Genomic DNA, 15,194 nt, shown 5'->3' with positions numbered 1-15,194 from the left:
CTGGGCTGCCGCGAGGCTACAAACCTTCCAGCAGCCCGTCGGCGCGCAGCAGATCAACGATCACGTGCTCATCCACCGCATACACACCCCGCGAAGCCTTCCAGACCAGATTCTTTTCCTGCAACGCGATGAGCGCTTGTTGCACGCCCGGCACCTCAACCTTGATGTCGCTTTCCGGGATGCCCGCCTGCTTCATCGCTGTGGCGTACAACGCAATGGTGGGCGCCTCGAACGGGGCGAAGTTATCGCCCATGCTGCCCATAACGCGAATCACGGCCGACTGAATCGGGGTGAGGCTGTGGATCACCTTCTTGAGGTTCGCATTCAACTCATCAGCCTGTGCGCGAACAAGCTCGGCAAACCGCTCACGTACGTTTTCAGGGTCGATGAAAAAATCGAAGCGAATGGCATCAGCCGCTGCGCCGAGCAATTCGGGCCGATAGCCGCTTTCTTTGAACAGCTGGAACACTTCTGCCGGATCGAGCGGGGATGGCAGATCGATGTTGGCGCACAGCCAGTCGATGTAGTTCTGATCGAGCGTAGGGAACGGCACCATTGATGCCCCAAAGAACGCCTGGTCCTTGCTGTTGCGCAGCATGGCCAGCTTGTCCCGGTTCGAGCCGGTGCAAACGATGCGCAGGCCGTGGTGCCGGGAGCTGTTGAGTTCGTCCCTCGCCGCCTTGAGCGCGAACAGCGCCGCCACACCCGCCTCGGTGGTAATCGCGTGCTGCGCTTCATCGATCATCAGAACGATGAGCTTCTGCGATTCGTCGGAGAGCGCCACCAGCGCCGTGGTGAGGTCGATGTCCTTGCCGAGGCCGATTTTATCCAGACTGAAATTCAAGCCGCCAACAGCGACCTTGTCTATCCCGGAAGCCTTGGCCAGCCGTGTGATGAAGCCATCGTTTCGGCCAACCGCTTCGCGTATGGCTTCCACGATGACAAGGCCGGGGTCTTTGGTCAGGTCTTGCCAGAGGTCGGCATACAGCACGATCGCCCCCGCTTTCTCCAGCGCAGGACGCAGGTCTTCGCGGGCGAAGGTGGATTTGCCGGTGCGCCGTGGCGCTGCCAGGAAGACGCCTGAACTGGCCGAGCTGCCCACAGATACCTGAATGATCAGCTTCGAAAGCCGGGCGGCCAACTCGGGGCGGTGGTAGAAGATTTCGGGCATCTGTAGACCTCAAGCACAGCTCTATAGGCAATTATAGAGCGACTATAGACCAATTATAGAAAGGATGAAACTCTTCGTTTATAGCGGATTATAGAGTCACTATAGAGCGACTATAGACTGATTATAGATGAGGTCATTTTAGCGATGCAGCGGCACCCACAGGCCCGCAACCCTCCAGGCCCCGACGGGCCAGGACGATAGGACAACCTCCGGGATGGAGAGTGCTAGTCGATCAACCCCTGCGCGTCATAAAACGGATAAGGCCCCGGGTAATCACCGAACACGCCGTTGTGGGTGACCAGGCCCTGCTCCCCATGCCAGCGATGCAGCAGATAGCCCGCCGGCTCAAGGTTGAAATGCGCCGGGGCATCTTCGCGCAGGTCGAGCACGATCTGGTGCGAGGTGCCCGGGCAGGTGCAGCTGATGCTCCCGGCAAAGCGCCGTTGCATCGGCCGATGCAGATGGCCGCACAGAACACGTTCGACTTGCGGGTGACGGGCGATCACCTGCTCCAGCGCCGCACCGTTGATGAACGCCTCGCGGTCCATGTGGCCGATCCCGGTGACAAACGGCGGGTGGTGCATGATCAGCAAGGTCGGCACCTCCGGGCGCCGGCCAAGCACTTCATCGAGCCAGGCCATCTGGCTGTCCAGCACCTGTCCGCCGTGGGCGCCGGGAATGGTCGAGTCCAGTCCGATCAGGCGCACCGGGTGCTCCTCGACAACCCAATCCAAGGGTGACTTGGGACAGAGCGGCAGGTAAACGTGATCGGCGAATTCAGCCAGCAGGTGCTCGCGAACGTCATGATTACCGGGCACCAGGTAGTACGGCATGACCAAGCGCGCCAGCTCGGGGTGCAGGACGGCGTATTCATCCGGCCGACCGAAATCCACCAGGTCGCCGCTGATCACCACGATGTCCGGGCGCGGCGTGCTGGCGTTCAGATGGTCGACCGCGCGACGCAACGCGCCGAGGGTGTCGACCATGCCATAGGTCAGCTTGTTGCCGGCTTTGAGGTGCAGATCGCTGATCTGCGCGATGAGAAACGGGACGCTCACATTCAACTCACTTACACAATGATGACGGATGCAGGGCGAACAACGCCTGCGGCTCGACGGCCAAGGCGATCAGATCACCCGGGGCATGAATGACGTTGTCGGCGCTGTCGACCAGCAAGGGTTGCGCCGCGCCGACTTCAATCAGCAAACGGCTCTGGGCGCCTTGAAAGAACTGACCGAGCAAACGCCCGTGCAGGTGCCCTTCGCGCTTCACCACCCGCAGGTGCTCGGGCCGGCAATAGACGGTGGACGGCTCACCCGCCCCACTCCACGGCAGTTCGCCGCCGCTGACTTTCAGGCCGTTGACGGAGCGGCCTGCCACCGAGAAGGCGTTGAGATTGCCGACGAAACCGGCGACGAACGGGTTGGCCGGCTGCTGATAGATTTCCCGCGGGGTGCCAAGCTGGGCGATGCGCCCTTGCTGCATGACCAGGATCCGGTCGCCCAGGGCCATGGCTTCGCCCTGATCGTGGGTGACGAACACCGAGGTAATGCCCAGTCCGCGCAGCAGCTGATCGAGTTCGCTGCGCAAGCGTTCACGTAACTGCGCGTCCAATGCCGCGAGGGGTTCGTCGAGCAGCAGGACTTTCGGCCGTGGCGCCAGGGCGCGGGCCAGTGCCACACGCTGACGCTGCCCACCGGACAACTCGTGAATGCCGCGCTTGGCGTGCTCCTGCAGGCCGACCAGTTCCAGCAGTTCGGCGCAGCGCTTGTTGCGCTCGGCGACGGCCATGCCGCGCACTTTCAGGCCATACACGATGTTGCCTTCCACCGAGAGGTTGGGGAACAGCGCGTAGTTCTGAAAAACCATGCCGACGTCGCGGCGCTCGATGGGCAGACGGGTGACGTCCTGATCGCCGAAAAATACCTGGCCGACGTCCGGCCGTTCCAACCCGGCGATCATCCGCAGGGTGGTGGTTTTGCCGCAGCCGGACGGGCCGAGGATGGCCAGGGTCTCCCCCGCCTCGATGGTCAGGTTGAGGTCGTGAACGGCAACGGTGCCGTCGGCGAAAGCCTTTCGGCAACCGATCAGCCGCAGCGTGGTTCCAGTCATCTTTGCTCTCCACGGGAAAGGCGTGTGCTGATGGCCTGCAACGCCACCAGCAGCGGCACGATCATCAACAGAAATATCAGGGTGTAGGCGCTGGCGACTTCCAGCCGCGCCGACGCGTAACTGTCCGCCAGACCCACCGGCAGGGTTTTGGTCATGGGCGTGTGCAGCATCCAGGTCAGGTTGAATTCGCCCAGTGACAGCGTGACCACCATCAGCACGCCGGCGAGAATCCCCGCCCGGCAGTTGGGGACCACGACGCTGAAGAATCGTCGCAACGGCCCGGCACCAAGACTGGCGGCGGCCTCCTCCAGCGTCGGCAGATGTTGACGCTGCATCACTGCCATCACCGGCCGCACCAGAAACGGCAACGTGAACAGCACGTGTCCGACGAGGATGAACAGCCAACTGCTGCGGAAACTGCCGAACTGGCCGTAGGTCAGCAGCAGGGCCAGGGCGCTGGCGAGGCCCGGCATGGCCACGGGCAGGACCATCAATTCTTCAAAGGCGCGACTGAAGCGGTTGTTCATTCGCACCAGCGCGTACGCCGCCGGTACGCCAATCACGCAGACGCACACCGCGCAGGCCAGGGCCAGTTGCAGGGACAGCCAGACGGTCGGCGAATAGGCCAGCCAGACTTGAGCAATCCAGTCGAAGGTCAGTCCGCTGGACACGCCCTGAAAGTAATTGCGCGTCAGCCCGGCCAGCAGCGACATCAGCACCGGGACCAGCATGAAGGCGCAGACCAGCAGCGTGAACAGCAGTTGCGTGATGAACAGCGAAGAGCGCTTCACAGGACGGTCCTCGATTGCTTGACCATGCGCCGCGCGAGCAGTAACACCGCCCAGGTCAGCGCGCCCAGTACCACCGACAGCGCCGCCGCGACGGTAAAGTTGGCGTAGTTGGTGAATACGTTGTAGATCGCCACGGGGGTGACGTTCAGCTGGGTGCCGAGGGTGAAGGCCGTGCCAAACGCGCCCATGGAGGTGGCAAAACAGATCGCCCCGCAGGACACCAGCGCTGGCGCCAGCCCGGGAATGATCACGTCACACACCACCCGCCAGTGCCCGGCGCCGAGGGAATGGGCGGCTTCTTCCAGGCTGCGGTCGAGGCTTTCGCAGGCGGCCATGATCGTAAGAATCACCCGCGGAATCGAAAAATACAGATAGCCGAGGAACAGGCCCGCCAGGGAATAGGCGAACACCCAGCGCTCACCGGCCAGTTTCAGGCCGAGCATGGCAAACAGACCCTGCCGCCCTGCCAGCAAAATCACCAGAAAGCCCACCACCACGCCAGGAAACGCCAAGGGAAAGGTCAGCAGCGCCACCAGAGTAGTGCGTCCGAAAAAGCGCTGGCGTGCGAGGAAAACGCCGGTGATGCCGCCGACCAGTAGCGCCGCCAGCGTCACCACGACGGCGAGGACACAGGTTTGCGCCAGGCTGCCCAGGTACTGCGGGCTGCTGAGCACTTGCCAATATCCGCTGCCGGCGCCATCCCGCTGCTGTCCGCCGAGCACGATCAGGTGCGCCAATGGCAATAGCCAGAACGCCGCCAATACCGCCGCCGCGGGTGCCAGGGCCCACGCGGCTGTTGGGCGCAGACGCCATTTCAACAACCTACGCGCGGCCAGGTTCTGCGCCTTCAAAACCGTGCTGCTCACTTACTTGACCTCGCTCAGGTAACGCGCGGCGAAGGCTTCCTGCACGTCGGCCATGTGCTGATAATCCACTACACCGGCGCGGGCGTAATCGCTGTCCGGCAAAAACTGCGCGGCGACGTCGGCCGGCATCTTCATGGTGCGAACCGGACGCAGATACGCCTTGGCCCACAGCGCCTGGCCCTGCTCGGAGAGCACGAAATCCAGCACCTTCTCGGCGTTGGCTTGATGGGGCGCGTTGGCGACCAGGCTCATCACGTAAGGGACGCTGATGCTGCCCTCCTTCGGGATGACGAAGGCGACGTTGGCCTTGTCCTTGTAGCGGGCGCGGTAGGCGTTGAAATCGTAGTCCACGAGGATCGGCAATTCGCCGGACAGCACCCGCGCATAGGCCGTCTGCTTGGGCACGATCGGCGCGTTCTTCGCCAGTTTCTGGAAATAGTCGATGGCCGGCGCGAAGTTATCCAGGGTGCCGCCCATGGCCTGGTTGATCGCCACGGCAGAGACGTAGCCAACGAACGCGCTGGACGGATCGAGGTAACCGACCATGCCTTTGTATTCCGGCTTGAGCAGATCAGCCCAGCTTTGCGGGACTGGCAGGCCGCCCAGTGCATCGACGTTGACCATGATGCCGAGGGTGCCGGAGTGGATCGCGAACCAGTGGCCTTCCGGGTCTTTCAGGCCTGCGGGAATTTGCTCCCAGCCTTTGGGTTTGTAGGTGCCGACCACGCCAGCCTTCTGCGCCTGCAAGCCGAAGGTCACGCCGTAATACACCACGTCCGCCACCGGGGCGGCTTTTTCGGCCACCAGTTGCGCCAGCGACTGGCCGGAGTTCTTGTTGTCCAGCGGCACTTGCACGCCGGTGCTGTCGGCGATGGCCTTGAGCTGGGTGCCCCAGTCCGCCCATTCCGGCGGACAGTTGTAGCAAATCGCGGTTTCGGCGGCCTGGGTCAGGCTGGCCACGCCACACAGCAGCAGGGCCGCCAGGGTTTTACTGAAGCGGATCATGGAGCGTCTCCTCGTAGGGCTGAGTACTTTCGCCCGGCCGGATGTGGCACGGCAGGCAGTGGGAAGTCGGTGCGGCGCCGGCGATTTGCGCCAGCAATTGATCGATGACGGTGGTGGCCAGGGCGGCAATCGGCTGAACCACGCTGCAGAGGGTCGGGTGCATCTGGGTGCCGATGTCGATGCCGTCGAAGCCGATGATCGACAGCTGCTGGGGCACCGCCCAACCGTGGCGGCGCAGTTCGGCGATCAGGCTGATTGCCAGCAAATCGTTGGAGCAAACCAGCGCGGTGGGCGCGTGAGGGCCTCGTAGCAACGGCGCGAGCGCGGTGAAATCGGCCTGGGTGTGGCTGGGCATTTCGATGATGGGCATGGCGTTCAAGCGGTGTTCAGCCATTGCGTCGCAGTAGCCCGCGTAACGCTGCCGCGCCCGGTCGGACTGCAGCGTCGGCCCCGCGACCATGCCGATGCGTCGATGACCGGCGTCCAGCAGATAGCGCGTGGCAAGGGCCATACCGGCACGGTTGTCCACCGAGACCGCGCTGTATTCGGTGCTGCCGGGCTGGTGATAAGCGAGGACAAAGGGCGTGTCTTCGGTGCTGAGGCTTTGCAGCACGCGATTGCTGTGGGCATCGGTCACAGTGAGGACCAGACCGTCGACACGCTGACGCAGCAGCTCTTCAACCACCGCGCTTTCCCGTTCGGCGCTGTAATCGGTGGTCGCCAGCAACAGGTTGTAGCCCCGCAACCGCGCGGCGCGCTCCATGGCTTGAAACTGTTCGGCGAACACCGGGTTGAGCAGGCTCGGCACGACCACACCGATGAGCTGGGTGGTCTGCAGGCGCAACTGGCGGCCCAGCAGGTTGGGGCGAAAACCCAGTTCCCGCGCGGCGGCGAACACCTGATCACGGGTCGTCGGACGCACCACTTCGGGAGAGGCGAAACAGCGGGCGGCGGTCGCTCTGGAAACCCCTGCCACCCGTGCGACTTCTTTCAGGTCACTCATGTTCACTCGCTTGAGATCGATCTCATTGGCGAGGACATTACGGCGTCAATGTGGCAATTCAGGGGCGAGGATGTGACAGATTGGAGTCATTGGGTGAGGCAGGCCTGACTGCCAGGCGGAAGTCGGACTGGCTCAACCCACTGTAGGACAGGCTTTAGCCGGGAAAGCGTCAGGTGTCACATCGCACATTTTAGGGTGTGCGGGCTGGCCTCTTCCCGGCTAAAGCCGGTCCCACTAATGAGCCGCGTGCATCCAGTGGCACTGGCGGCGAACCAATTGTGGGACCGGCTTTAGCCGGGAAGACGTCAGACGTCACACCGTAAATCTGGGGGTGTCCGGGCTGGACTCTTCCCGGCTGAAGCCGGTCCCACACTGAGATCGCATGCAGCCTGAGAGACCGCATGCGTTGAAGGTGATCAGGCGTCGGACAAAACCATATGGTCCATCGCTGCCTGCACGCCCACGGCCTTGATCTCGGTCGCGTTCGCTGCCGGGCTAAAAGCGAAATCCTCGGCCTTCAGGCTATGGCTGTAATCCCCCGCCAGGGTGACCTGGAATTTCTGGCCCGCGACATCCGCCTCGTTGCTGCGCACGTAGGTGCGGTCGCTGCTGGCGTTGTAGCTGACCTGCAAAGTGCCGTCGCGGCCGTCGCCCAATCCGGTGAAGCCCAGCGCGGAAACGTCCAGCGTGTCGTGGCCAGTGGTGAAGTCGGTGATGAGATCCGCCGCGCCGACGTAGCTGTCGCTGATGTGATCGAAGCGAAAGGTGTCCTCGCCCGATCCGCCGGTGAGCTTGTCGCTGCCAGCACCGCCAACCAGCAAATCATCGCCGACGCTGCCCGCCAGCACGTCGTTGCCCGCCAGGCCAAACAGGGTGTCATTACCCCAGTCGCCATACAGCGTGTCGGCGCCTGCCGTGCCGGTGGCGTTCACCGAGGTCAGCGGCTGAGACGAATCGGTGCGCGTGTCATCGGGGTTGGCGAACAGCACATTGCTCGCGGTCAGGTCATAGAGGTGATTGCCGTTGAGCAGAATTTCGAAGCGGTTGCCGTCGGCGTCCGGCTCCAGCGACTTCAGCGCCGTCTGGTCGCCGGCCAGGTTCAACACGACTTTGAGCGTGCCGTCATAGCCATTGCCCAGGCCCTTGAAATTCAGGGCTGTAAGGTCGAGGCGGTCATGGCCGTTGCTGTTGAAATCGGTGATCAGGTCGCGTTGCGCGTAGCTGCCGCTGGCATCGTTGCGCAGGCTGTCGCTGACGCTGGTGTACACGAAGGTGTCTGCGCCAGCCCCACCCGTCAGGGTGTCGCCGCCGCTGCCGCCGAGCAACCGATCTGCGCCGCCGTCACCGGACAACGCGTCTCGCCCTGCGCCGCCGATCAGCACGTCATCGGCGGCGGTGCCGAACAGCTTGTCGTCACTGGCCGTGCCGGTAATCGACGAAAAGAAGTTCGTCTCGCTCAGCGTGCTCAGGTGGTTGCCGTCGAGTGCCAGCTGAAAGCGGTTGCCGGCGGCATCGGCGTCCAGGCTCGAGAGGTAAGTGATGTCGGTGCCAGCGTTATACGACGCCTTCAGCGTGCCGTTGTGGCCATTGCCCAGCCCGGACAATCCCAGCAGGGTCAGGTCGAGACGGTCGCTGGCGTCGTTGAAATCGGTAATGCGATCGGTGAAGGACGTGGTGGCCGTCCGATAGCTGTCGCTGACCGAGGTGAAGCGAAACACGTCGCTGCCGGTGCCGCCGCTGAGGCGGTCCGCCCCTGCACCGCCATGGATGACGTCGTCACCGGCGCCGCCGTCGATGCGATCACGCCCCGCTCCGCCACTGATGAATTCGTCCGAACGGCTGCCGATCAGGGTATCGGCGCCCGCACTGCCGCGCACGATCAGCACATCGCTGTTGTTGTAGACCTGGGTGTTGTTGCCCGCCGCGCTGATGTCGCCCGAATGAGTGCCGTTGATGACGTTGCCGAAGATCACGCTGCCTTCGACGCTCGCCACGTCCGACGGCACCTCGGCCACGCCCCAGGTCGATCCGGCGCTGCCGGTGATCAGGTTGTCGTAGACGAAATTCTGCGTGCCGTTCTCGCTGCCCAGGTTGCGGATCGCCACTTCCGGCACGTCGTTGATCTGCGCGTTGGCGTGGATGACGTTGTCGGACACTTCGATGTGGGTCGTGCCTTGCAGATTGACGCCTGACCCGCCGTTGTCATGGATGTCGAGGCGATACACGCCGCCGTATTCGATGCCGCGCATGTGCACGCCATCACCGCCGTTGCCATTGATGTCGCCGCCGATGACGCTGAAAAAGCCGGTGTCGACGCCGCTTTCTTCATGGACGTGAATGCCGTCGCCAGCATTGCCGGAAGCCTGGTTATCGGTGAGCGACATCGCCACGCTGCCAAGCCCGACATTGATGCCATTGCCGCCGTTGTCCAGCGCGCGGTTGTCCTGAAAGGTCAGCGCCGGCAGCGACCCGCCCAGCACGAAACCGTCAGAAGCATTATCTGTGGCCGTGCTGTTGCGCACCGTCAGATGCACCGACGCGCCGGTCAGGTCAAAACCGCTGCCGCTGAAGTGGGTGGCGGTGACGCCGTCGATCAACAGATTGGTACTGCTCGCCCCCGACTGAGACCAGCCACTGACGTGCCCGCTGCCGTTGACCTGATTGCCATCCAGCGAGAGATTGCTGACGGTCGCGTCTCGCACGCTGCTGCCTGCCACCACGCCCAACAGAGCGGTGGTATTCGATCCGGCGCCCTCGGCCAGCTTGAGCACGCTGTCACCTGCGCCCTCCCCGGTGAGGGTGACGTTGCTTTTCAGCGCCAAGGCGTTGCCCGAACCGTCGCTGTCCGACACAAGCCAGGTGCCGCCAGGAATGTAAACCTTGCCCCCACCCGCAGCGCTTGCGGCATCAATTGCCTTCTGGATGGCGACGGTATCGTCAGTGACGGAGTCGCCCTTGGCGCCGTAATTGCGGATATCGAAAGTGGGGGTGATGCTCATGCGCTGCTCCTGCCTGGAAAACTGACGACCTGTGAACCGGTTGTTGCAACCGGCTCGGGGAACAGGTTGGACCGGCAGAGTTCCGGATTGTTAGTGCCGGTTCGAAGGCTTTCGTCGGATGGGCTGTATGGGATTGCGTGGCACTTTTCGGTGAGCCATCCAGTCGCGGGAGTGAAACGCCGGGTGACGAGACATCCCTGAATTCATTACATTCATCCCAGCTATCCACCCAGGGCCTACCGATGAACAGCTATCTGGCGCAGGCACACAATAATCGATGGTCGAACCGGCGCCTGCTCTCGGCATACCTGGGATTGAGCAATGAAGAATACCTGGCGCCGCGAACAGGTTTTTTTCCCTCGATCGAGCTGACGCTGCGGCACATACTGGATGTCGATCAGTTCTACCTGGCCGCGCTGACGTTTGATCTCGAAGGTCAACGAAAGGAGCTGCCCGAGCATCTGTCGCTGCAGGAAATCGTCCGGTTCCAAACCGAGGCAGACGGCCGACTTGTTACCTATTGCGAAGGTCTGGATGAGCACGCGCTTGGTCGACGAGCGGGTGTAGTGCGGGCGACGGGCATTATTCCGGAACGAGTGGATTGCCTGTTGCTACATCTGTTCCAGCACCAGATTCACCACCGTGGACAGGTTCACGCCATGCTGTCCGGTACCCGCATACCACCGCCTCAACTGGATGAATTTTATCTTGATGGAGATTTACCATTGAGGTCATCGGATGAGCTTCTTCCCGGCTAAAGCCGGTCCCACTAAAAAGCACCGCGTGCATCCAGTGGGATTGGCTACGTACCCGAATGTAGGACCGGCTTTAGCCGGGAAGGCGTCAGACGTCACGTCATCATCGCTGGCTGAGGAATGGGGTCTCAGCCAATGGCGTTATTTATGCGCCTTACCCTTGGACACCATCTGTTTGATCGTGCCCGTCGGAATATCAACCAACAGGTACTGGTCCTTGATCTCCACCCACTGTTGATTTTTGTCCGGCGCGCTCAGGTGACGTGCTTTCCAGTCTTTAAGCGCCAGGCTGGGACGTTGGTATTGATCAGGGACGTTGTCGCCCTCCTTCATTTCCTTAACCCCTGCGCCCGGGCGATCCATCGTCACGCTTGGCTGTTCGGCAGCGTAGGAGAAGCTGCTGACTGCGCATACTGCGGTGAACAGCAGATGAGGGAGGAGTTTCTTTCCGAGCATGATCAGATCCTTTGGCAAACGAGTGCCGCTGATTGAATAAGGGGTGACGGTGCATCCGTCATGCTCTGACCGGGACTGATTCGAAGGAGTTCGATCTGATCGCGTGCCATACGCTCGCATCGACTTTCGCAGTGGTTGCCAGTGGGGCAACAGCAGATACCAGAAGCTGAAGATCAACAAAGTCCGAGAGCCAGTCTCGAGACACTTGTTCTCTGTTCACTGTATATGGCATCAATGTCGCCGTACTGCTTGCATGGAAAAAACCGCATGGAAAGCCCCACGCTCCAGACTCCCCGACTGACACTCGCCCCGCTGCGGCTAACCGACGCGCCCGTGATTCAACAGCTGTTTCCCCAGTGGGACGTGGTCCGGTATCTGGACAGCCATGTGCCATGGCCCTATCCCGACGACGGCGCGCTGACCTACCTCCGCGACGTCGCGCTTCCTGCCATGGCAGACGGGCGCGAATGGCACTGGACGATACGCCTGACGTCCGAGCCGGCGCGGATGATCGGCTGCATCAGCCTGCACGATCAGCCCGAGAACCACCGGGGTTTCTGGCTGGCGCCGCAATGGCGAGGTCAGGGGTATATGCGGGAGGCGTGCGAAGTGATCAACGCCTTCTGGTTCGAAACCCTGCAGCGCCCGGTGATGCAGGTGCCCAAAGCGGCGGGCAACGCGGCATCGAGGAAGATCTCCGAACGCGAAGGCATGCGCATGATCGAGCGCCGGGACGGCCACTTTGTCTCAGGTCCCATGGTTCAAGAGCTCTGGGAGTTGACGCGCGATGAATGGTTGACCAGGCAGCCGCCGACTTCGAAATGATGCAGCAGGCACTGGTTTCCCGGGGCAGTTAGCTGATTGCCTGTTGACCTGCTCCGCCTCAATCCCTAGGGTAGCCGGCCTTCTTTACCCCTCAGGAACCCCATGTCCAGCCGCAGCAAACTCCCGTCCACCGTCTACCTTCTGGGCCTGACGATCTTCTCGCTGGTGACGGCCGAATTCATGGTCGCCGGCATGATGCCCGCGCTGGCCGATGCGTTCTCGGTCAGCCTCGCCCAAGTCGGCAACCTGATCGCCTTTTACGCTTTAGGCATGGCCATCGGCGGCCCCCTTGTGACCGTGTTGCTGCTGTCCAAAGGCGTCAGCAACAAACGCTCTTTGATCGCGCTGCTCGTCTGCTATGTGCTGGCCGGCGCAGTCGCAGCGGCCGCCCAAAGTTATCTGGTGCTCGCCGCTGCACGCGTGGTCATGGGCATTTCCAGTGCCGTCTGCATCGGTTTGTGCATGACGGTGTGCGCAGGCCTCGTCACCCCGGAACGACGCGGTCGAGCGGTTTCGGTGGTCCTCGCCGGGCTGATGCTGTCCCCTGTCGTCGGCGTGCCGCTGACCACGTGGGTCGAGCAGCACTTCGGCTGGCGTGCGAGCGCCTGGCTTGTGGTGGTGCTGGCGATGCTCTGCACGGTGCTCGCGAGCAAGCGCCTGCCGGCAGGCGCCAATGGCAGCGAACCGCCGCTGCGCCAACAAGTCGCGGACATGAAGAATCCGCCCCTCTGGGCGGCGTACCTCACCAGCGGCTTGATCATCGGCGCCACCTTTGCCGCGTTCAGCTACTGCACGCCCATCTTGATTCAAGAAGTCGGCGTGGCACCGAAATTCGTCGCCCCGCTGCTGGCGCTGTATGGCGTCGCCAATGTGCTGGGCAAATGGGTGGTGGGCCGACTGGCGGATCGCTACATGATGGCGATCGTCGGCTGGGGTCTGGCGATCATGGTGCTGGCATTGTCGGGCTTCGCCCTGGCCGGGGATCATCTGTGGCTGAACCTGATATGCTTCCTCGCCCTCGGGCTGACCGGCGTGGCGCTGAACCCCGCGATGGTCGCGCGCGTCATGAAAGCGGCCGAGCCCGGCGCGCTGGTGAACATCATGCACACCTCGGTCATCACCGCCGGACTGGCATTCGGCAGTTGGGCGGGCGGCGTGACCATCGATGCAGGCCTGGGTCTGCGTTCGCCGCTGTGGGTCGGCGCGGCCATGGCCCTGGCAGGATTGCTGAGTCTGGTTCGGCCGATTGCGATGCGTCGCAGCCAGGCGTTGTGCGACTGAAGGCGTTGTAACTGACGTCCGGGTATTGCGAGGTGACGTGTCCTTCAGGGCACGTCAGCGGCGCCAGTGTCCAACAACGGACAGACCTGCCCCGCCCGCTCGGCCAACAGATTACGCAGCGCGTGCATCTGCCCGATGCGCTCGTCCAGCATCGCGATTTTCTCGGCGAATAATCCTCTCAGCAAGTCGATGGACACCTGCTCGCTGTTCCACAGCAGCGGCAGGTTTTCGCCGATCTCCTTCAGCGAAAATCCCAACTGTTGCGCCAGCTTGATATACCCCACCAGCTGCAGGGTCTCCTCCGGGTAGTGGCGATAGCCGTTGGCACTGCGCTGCGGTTTGATCAGGCCTTTCTCTTCATAAAAACGCAAGGCTTCCACGGACACCCCCGCACGCACTGCCACTTCGCCTATTTTCATGACTCTCAATGCTCACGTTGACTCTGGACCCAGGACCAGGCTTTAGCCTGCGGGCTCAACTGTGAGGGAAGATCATGATCAGCGCAAAGACCAACAAACGCATCGTCAGAAGCAGCGCCTTTTACGATTTGATAATGACGACGGGGTTCATGACGCCCTGGACCGCCGCGTGGGTGTTCGACACCTTTGCCGCGCTGTCAGCCGCTCTGGCACTGGAACGGCCGGTGCCCGTGCTGGACGTCAGCGGCATGCTGTTCGCCAATTTGCTCGGCAGCGTGGTGGTCTGGTCGCTTTGGCGCCTGGCGCAACCGAGCCGTCGCGTGGGGTTGTACGACGCACTGGCGCGAACGCTGTTCGCGACGTGGCAGCTTTATGCGGTCGCCCACGGTGCGAGTTTTCTGATTCTCGGGTTTACGGTGTTCGAGGGGGTGTTTGCCGTTGCGCAGGTCTGGCCGATCCGGCATTCAGGACAAGGCAGCCAGAGGGAGAAACAGGCGCCAGCGTCGTCCGGTGTGCGGTAAACGCAATAGCTGTGTCCTCAAACCAGGCGCGGCGCCGACCTGCACGTAGCGCTCAACCGAACTGCAGCAGCGCCGCATCAATGAATCGGCGCAGCTTGGCCGTTCGCTGTCGGCTGCCGGTGTAGAGCATATGCATGGCCCGGCTCGGCGCCTCATAGTCGGGCAACACTCGCACCAGCGCGCCGCTGCGTACCGCGGACTCGAGGAAATCCCAAGGGCCGAGCACAATGCCGAAACCGTCCAGCGCCGCAGAGAGCAGCGCCCGGACCTCATTGACCCTCAATCGACTGGCCACCTGAACCCGTTCCACCGTTGACCCTTTGCAGAAAACCCATTCGCGGTCAGTCGGCCGCGACCACCAGGCATACCCAAGGCACTCATGCTGGCTCAGGTCCTGCGGACGTTGCGGCACGCCGCGTTCGGCCAGATAACCAGGCGCGGCGCAAGCGACCAGTTGATAAGGCGCCAGCGGCCGGGCGGTCAGGCTGGATACGTCCAGCGGGCCGATCCTGAACGCGATATCGACCCCCTCCTCCATCAGATCAACCAAGCGATCAGTCAATTGCAGATCGATTTCAATCTCGGGATGCTGCCGGAGAAAATCCGTCACGAAGGGCATGAGGCGAGAGGAGCCGAAGGTAGTGGGAGCGCTGATTTTCAGCTTGCCGCGCGGGGTATCGTTCATCATCTCCCCAAGGGAATCCGCCGCCTTCGCTTCACTCAGGATGTGTTTGCAGCGTTCCAGATACGCCTGGCCCAGATCGGTCAGGCTCTGGCGCCGCGTGGTGCGGTTCAGCAGTCGTGCCCCGAGTCGATGCTCGATCGCAGCGACATGCTTGGCGACCATTTGCGGCGACAACCCCAGGCGCTCGGCCGCTTTGGCGTAGGAGCCGCATTCCGCCGCCATTACGAAGGCTTCCATGCTGCTGAGACGGTCCATGATTCAACACTCCGGGTGGGGAGACTAAGTGCCTGATGATCATTTATCTG

General features: G+C 62.4%; 15 protein-coding genes. 4 read left to right on the top strand and 11 right to left on the bottom strand.

The annotated features are described in order from the left end of the window. Positions 1-16: 16 nt before the first annotated feature. The 8 genes from ACYASU_RS23180 to ACYASU_RS23145 all read right to left on the bottom strand — a co-directional run bounded on the left by ACYASU_RS23180 (position 17) and on the right by ACYASU_RS23145 (position 9,947). A complete protein-coding gene (locus ACYASU_RS23180; RefSeq protein WP_463584205.1) occupies positions 17-1,171 on the bottom strand; it encodes an ATP-binding protein in 1,155 nt (384 codons plus the stop codon). Positions 1,172-1,395: 224 nt separating this feature from the next. After that, positions 1,396-2,229 carry a phosphodiesterase gene (locus tag ACYASU_RS23175; RefSeq protein ID WP_463584204.1) on the bottom strand — a complete coding sequence of 278 codons (834 nt, stop codon included), beginning with the start codon at positions 2,227-2,229 and terminating at the stop codon, positions 1,396-1,398. A 7-nt stretch (positions 2,230-2,236) separates the two neighbouring features. Then, positions 2,237-3,283, bottom strand: a complete 1,047-nt coding sequence (locus tag ACYASU_RS23170) for an ABC transporter ATP-binding protein (protein ID WP_463584203.1) — start codon at positions 3,281-3,283, stop codon at positions 2,237-2,239. Further along, positions 3,280-4,074, bottom strand: a complete 795-nt coding sequence (locus ACYASU_RS23165) for an ABC transporter permease (RefSeq protein WP_463584202.1) — start codon at positions 4,072-4,074, stop codon at positions 3,280-3,282. The genes ACYASU_RS23170 and ACYASU_RS23165 overlap by 4 nt, the downstream gene beginning before the upstream one ends. Beyond that, positions 4,071-4,892, bottom strand: a complete 822-nt coding sequence (locus ACYASU_RS23160) for an ABC transporter permease (protein WP_463584298.1) — start codon at positions 4,890-4,892, stop codon at positions 4,071-4,073. The genes ACYASU_RS23165 and ACYASU_RS23160 overlap by 4 nt, the downstream gene beginning before the upstream one ends. Positions 4,893-4,940: 48 nt before the next feature. Then, entirely contained in the window at positions 4,941-5,945 is a 1,005-nt protein-coding gene (locus ACYASU_RS23155) for an ABC transporter substrate-binding protein (RefSeq protein WP_463584201.1), read from the bottom strand. Further along, positions 5,929-6,948, bottom strand: coding sequence for a LacI family DNA-binding transcriptional regulator (locus tag ACYASU_RS23150; protein WP_463584200.1), 1,020 nt, complete (start codon positions 6,946-6,948; stop codon positions 5,929-5,931). Before ACYASU_RS23150 ends, ACYASU_RS23155 begins: the two co-directional genes overlap by 17 nt. A gap of 416 nt (positions 6,949-7,364) precedes the next feature. Continuing rightward, on the bottom strand, positions 7,365-9,947 hold the full coding sequence (locus tag ACYASU_RS23145; protein ID WP_463584199.1) for a M10 family metallopeptidase C-terminal domain-containing protein: 2,583 nt from the start codon (positions 9,945-9,947) through the stop codon (positions 7,365-7,367). Between the two features lie 242 nt (positions 9,948-10,189). Here ACYASU_RS23145 and ACYASU_RS23140 point away from each other — a divergent pair, with 242 nt between their 5' ends. Next, complete coding sequence (locus ACYASU_RS23140) at positions 10,190-10,705, top strand: DinB family protein (RefSeq protein ID WP_463584198.1); 516 nt, start codon at positions 10,190-10,192, stop codon at positions 10,703-10,705. A 138-nt stretch (positions 10,706-10,843) separates the two neighbouring features. Here ACYASU_RS23140 and ACYASU_RS23135 read toward each other — a convergent pair whose 3' ends face one another. Continuing rightward, positions 10,844-11,158 (bottom strand): RcnB family protein, encoded by a 315-nt coding sequence (locus ACYASU_RS23135; RefSeq protein WP_463584197.1) that lies wholly within the window; start codon positions 11,156-11,158, stop codon positions 10,844-10,846. A 267-nt stretch (positions 11,159-11,425) separates the two neighbouring features. On the opposite strand from ACYASU_RS23135, the gene ACYASU_RS23130 reads away from it, so the two are divergent. Then, complete coding sequence (locus tag ACYASU_RS23130) at positions 11,426-11,983, top strand: GNAT family N-acetyltransferase (protein ID WP_463584196.1); 558 nt, start codon at positions 11,426-11,428, stop codon at positions 11,981-11,983. Between the two features lie 102 nt (positions 11,984-12,085). Further along, complete coding sequence (locus ACYASU_RS23125; protein ID WP_463584195.1) at positions 12,086-13,264, top strand: MFS transporter; 1,179 nt, start codon at positions 12,086-12,088, stop codon at positions 13,262-13,264. A 44-nt stretch (positions 13,265-13,308) separates the two neighbouring features. On the opposite strand, the gene ACYASU_RS23120 is transcribed toward ACYASU_RS23125, so the two are convergent. Further along, positions 13,309-13,683, bottom strand: coding sequence for a MerR family transcriptional regulator (locus ACYASU_RS23120; RefSeq protein ID WP_463584194.1), 375 nt, complete (start codon positions 13,681-13,683; stop codon positions 13,309-13,311). A gap of 74 nt (positions 13,684-13,757) precedes the next feature. Between ACYASU_RS23120 and ACYASU_RS23115 the strand changes: the two genes are divergently transcribed. Beyond that, positions 13,758-14,204, top strand: a complete 447-nt coding sequence (locus tag ACYASU_RS23115) for a hypothetical protein (RefSeq protein WP_463584193.1) — start codon at positions 13,758-13,760, stop codon at positions 14,202-14,204. Positions 14,205-14,256: 52 nt separating this feature from the next. Here the strand turns inward: ACYASU_RS23115 and ACYASU_RS23110 are convergent, their stop codons facing one another. Beyond that, entirely contained in the window at positions 14,257-15,144 is an 888-nt protein-coding gene (locus ACYASU_RS23110; RefSeq protein ID WP_463584192.1) for a LysR family transcriptional regulator, read from the bottom strand. Between the last annotated feature and the right edge of the window lie 50 nt (positions 15,145-15,194).

It is taken from the genome of Pseudomonas sp. HP_12, assembly GCF_055283955.1.
The sequence above is the reverse complement of the archived record's forward strand: the minus strand, read 5'-3'. Positions and strand labels throughout refer to the sequence as shown.

What these genes read in the sequence shown, in the direction of transcription:
- ACYASU_RS23180 (WP_463584205.1), bottom strand. Translation starts at nt 1,171, where the DNA reads ATGCCCGAAATCTTCTACCACCGCCCCGAGTTGGCCGCCCGGCTTTCG.
- ACYASU_RS23170 (WP_463584203.1), bottom strand. Translation starts at nt 3,283, where the DNA reads ATGACTGGAACCACGCTGCGGCTGATCGGTTGCCGAAAGGCTTTCGCC.
- ACYASU_RS23155 (WP_463584201.1), bottom strand. Translation starts at nt 5,945, where the DNA reads ATGATCCGCTTCAGTAAAACCCTGGCGGCCCTGCTGCTGTGTGGCGTG.
- ACYASU_RS23150 (WP_463584200.1), bottom strand. Translation starts at nt 6,948, where the DNA reads ATGAGTGACCTGAAAGAAGTCGCACGGGTGGCAGGGGTTTCCAGAGCG.
- ACYASU_RS23145 (WP_463584199.1), bottom strand. Translation starts at nt 9,947, where the DNA reads ATGAGCATCACCCCCACTTTCGATATCCGCAATTACGGCGCCAAGGGC.
- ACYASU_RS23140 (WP_463584198.1), top strand. Translation starts at nt 10,190, where the DNA reads ATGAACAGCTATCTGGCGCAGGCACACAATAATCGATGGTCGAACCGG.
- ACYASU_RS23135 (WP_463584197.1), bottom strand. Translation starts at nt 11,158, where the DNA reads ATGCTCGGAAAGAAACTCCTCCCTCATCTGCTGTTCACCGCAGTATGC.
- ACYASU_RS23130 (WP_463584196.1), top strand. Translation starts at nt 11,426, where the DNA reads ATGGAAAGCCCCACGCTCCAGACTCCCCGACTGACACTCGCCCCGCTG.
- ACYASU_RS23125 (WP_463584195.1), top strand. Translation starts at nt 12,086, where the DNA reads ATGTCCAGCCGCAGCAAACTCCCGTCCACCGTCTACCTTCTGGGCCTG.
- ACYASU_RS23120 (WP_463584194.1), bottom strand. Translation starts at nt 13,683, where the DNA reads ATGAAAATAGGCGAAGTGGCAGTGCGTGCGGGGGTGTCCGTGGAAGCC.
- ACYASU_RS23115 (WP_463584193.1), top strand. Translation starts at nt 13,758, where the DNA reads ATGATCAGCGCAAAGACCAACAAACGCATCGTCAGAAGCAGCGCCTTT.
- ACYASU_RS23110 (WP_463584192.1), bottom strand. Translation starts at nt 15,144, where the DNA reads ATGGACCGTCTCAGCAGCATGGAAGCCTTCGTAATGGCGGCGGAATGC.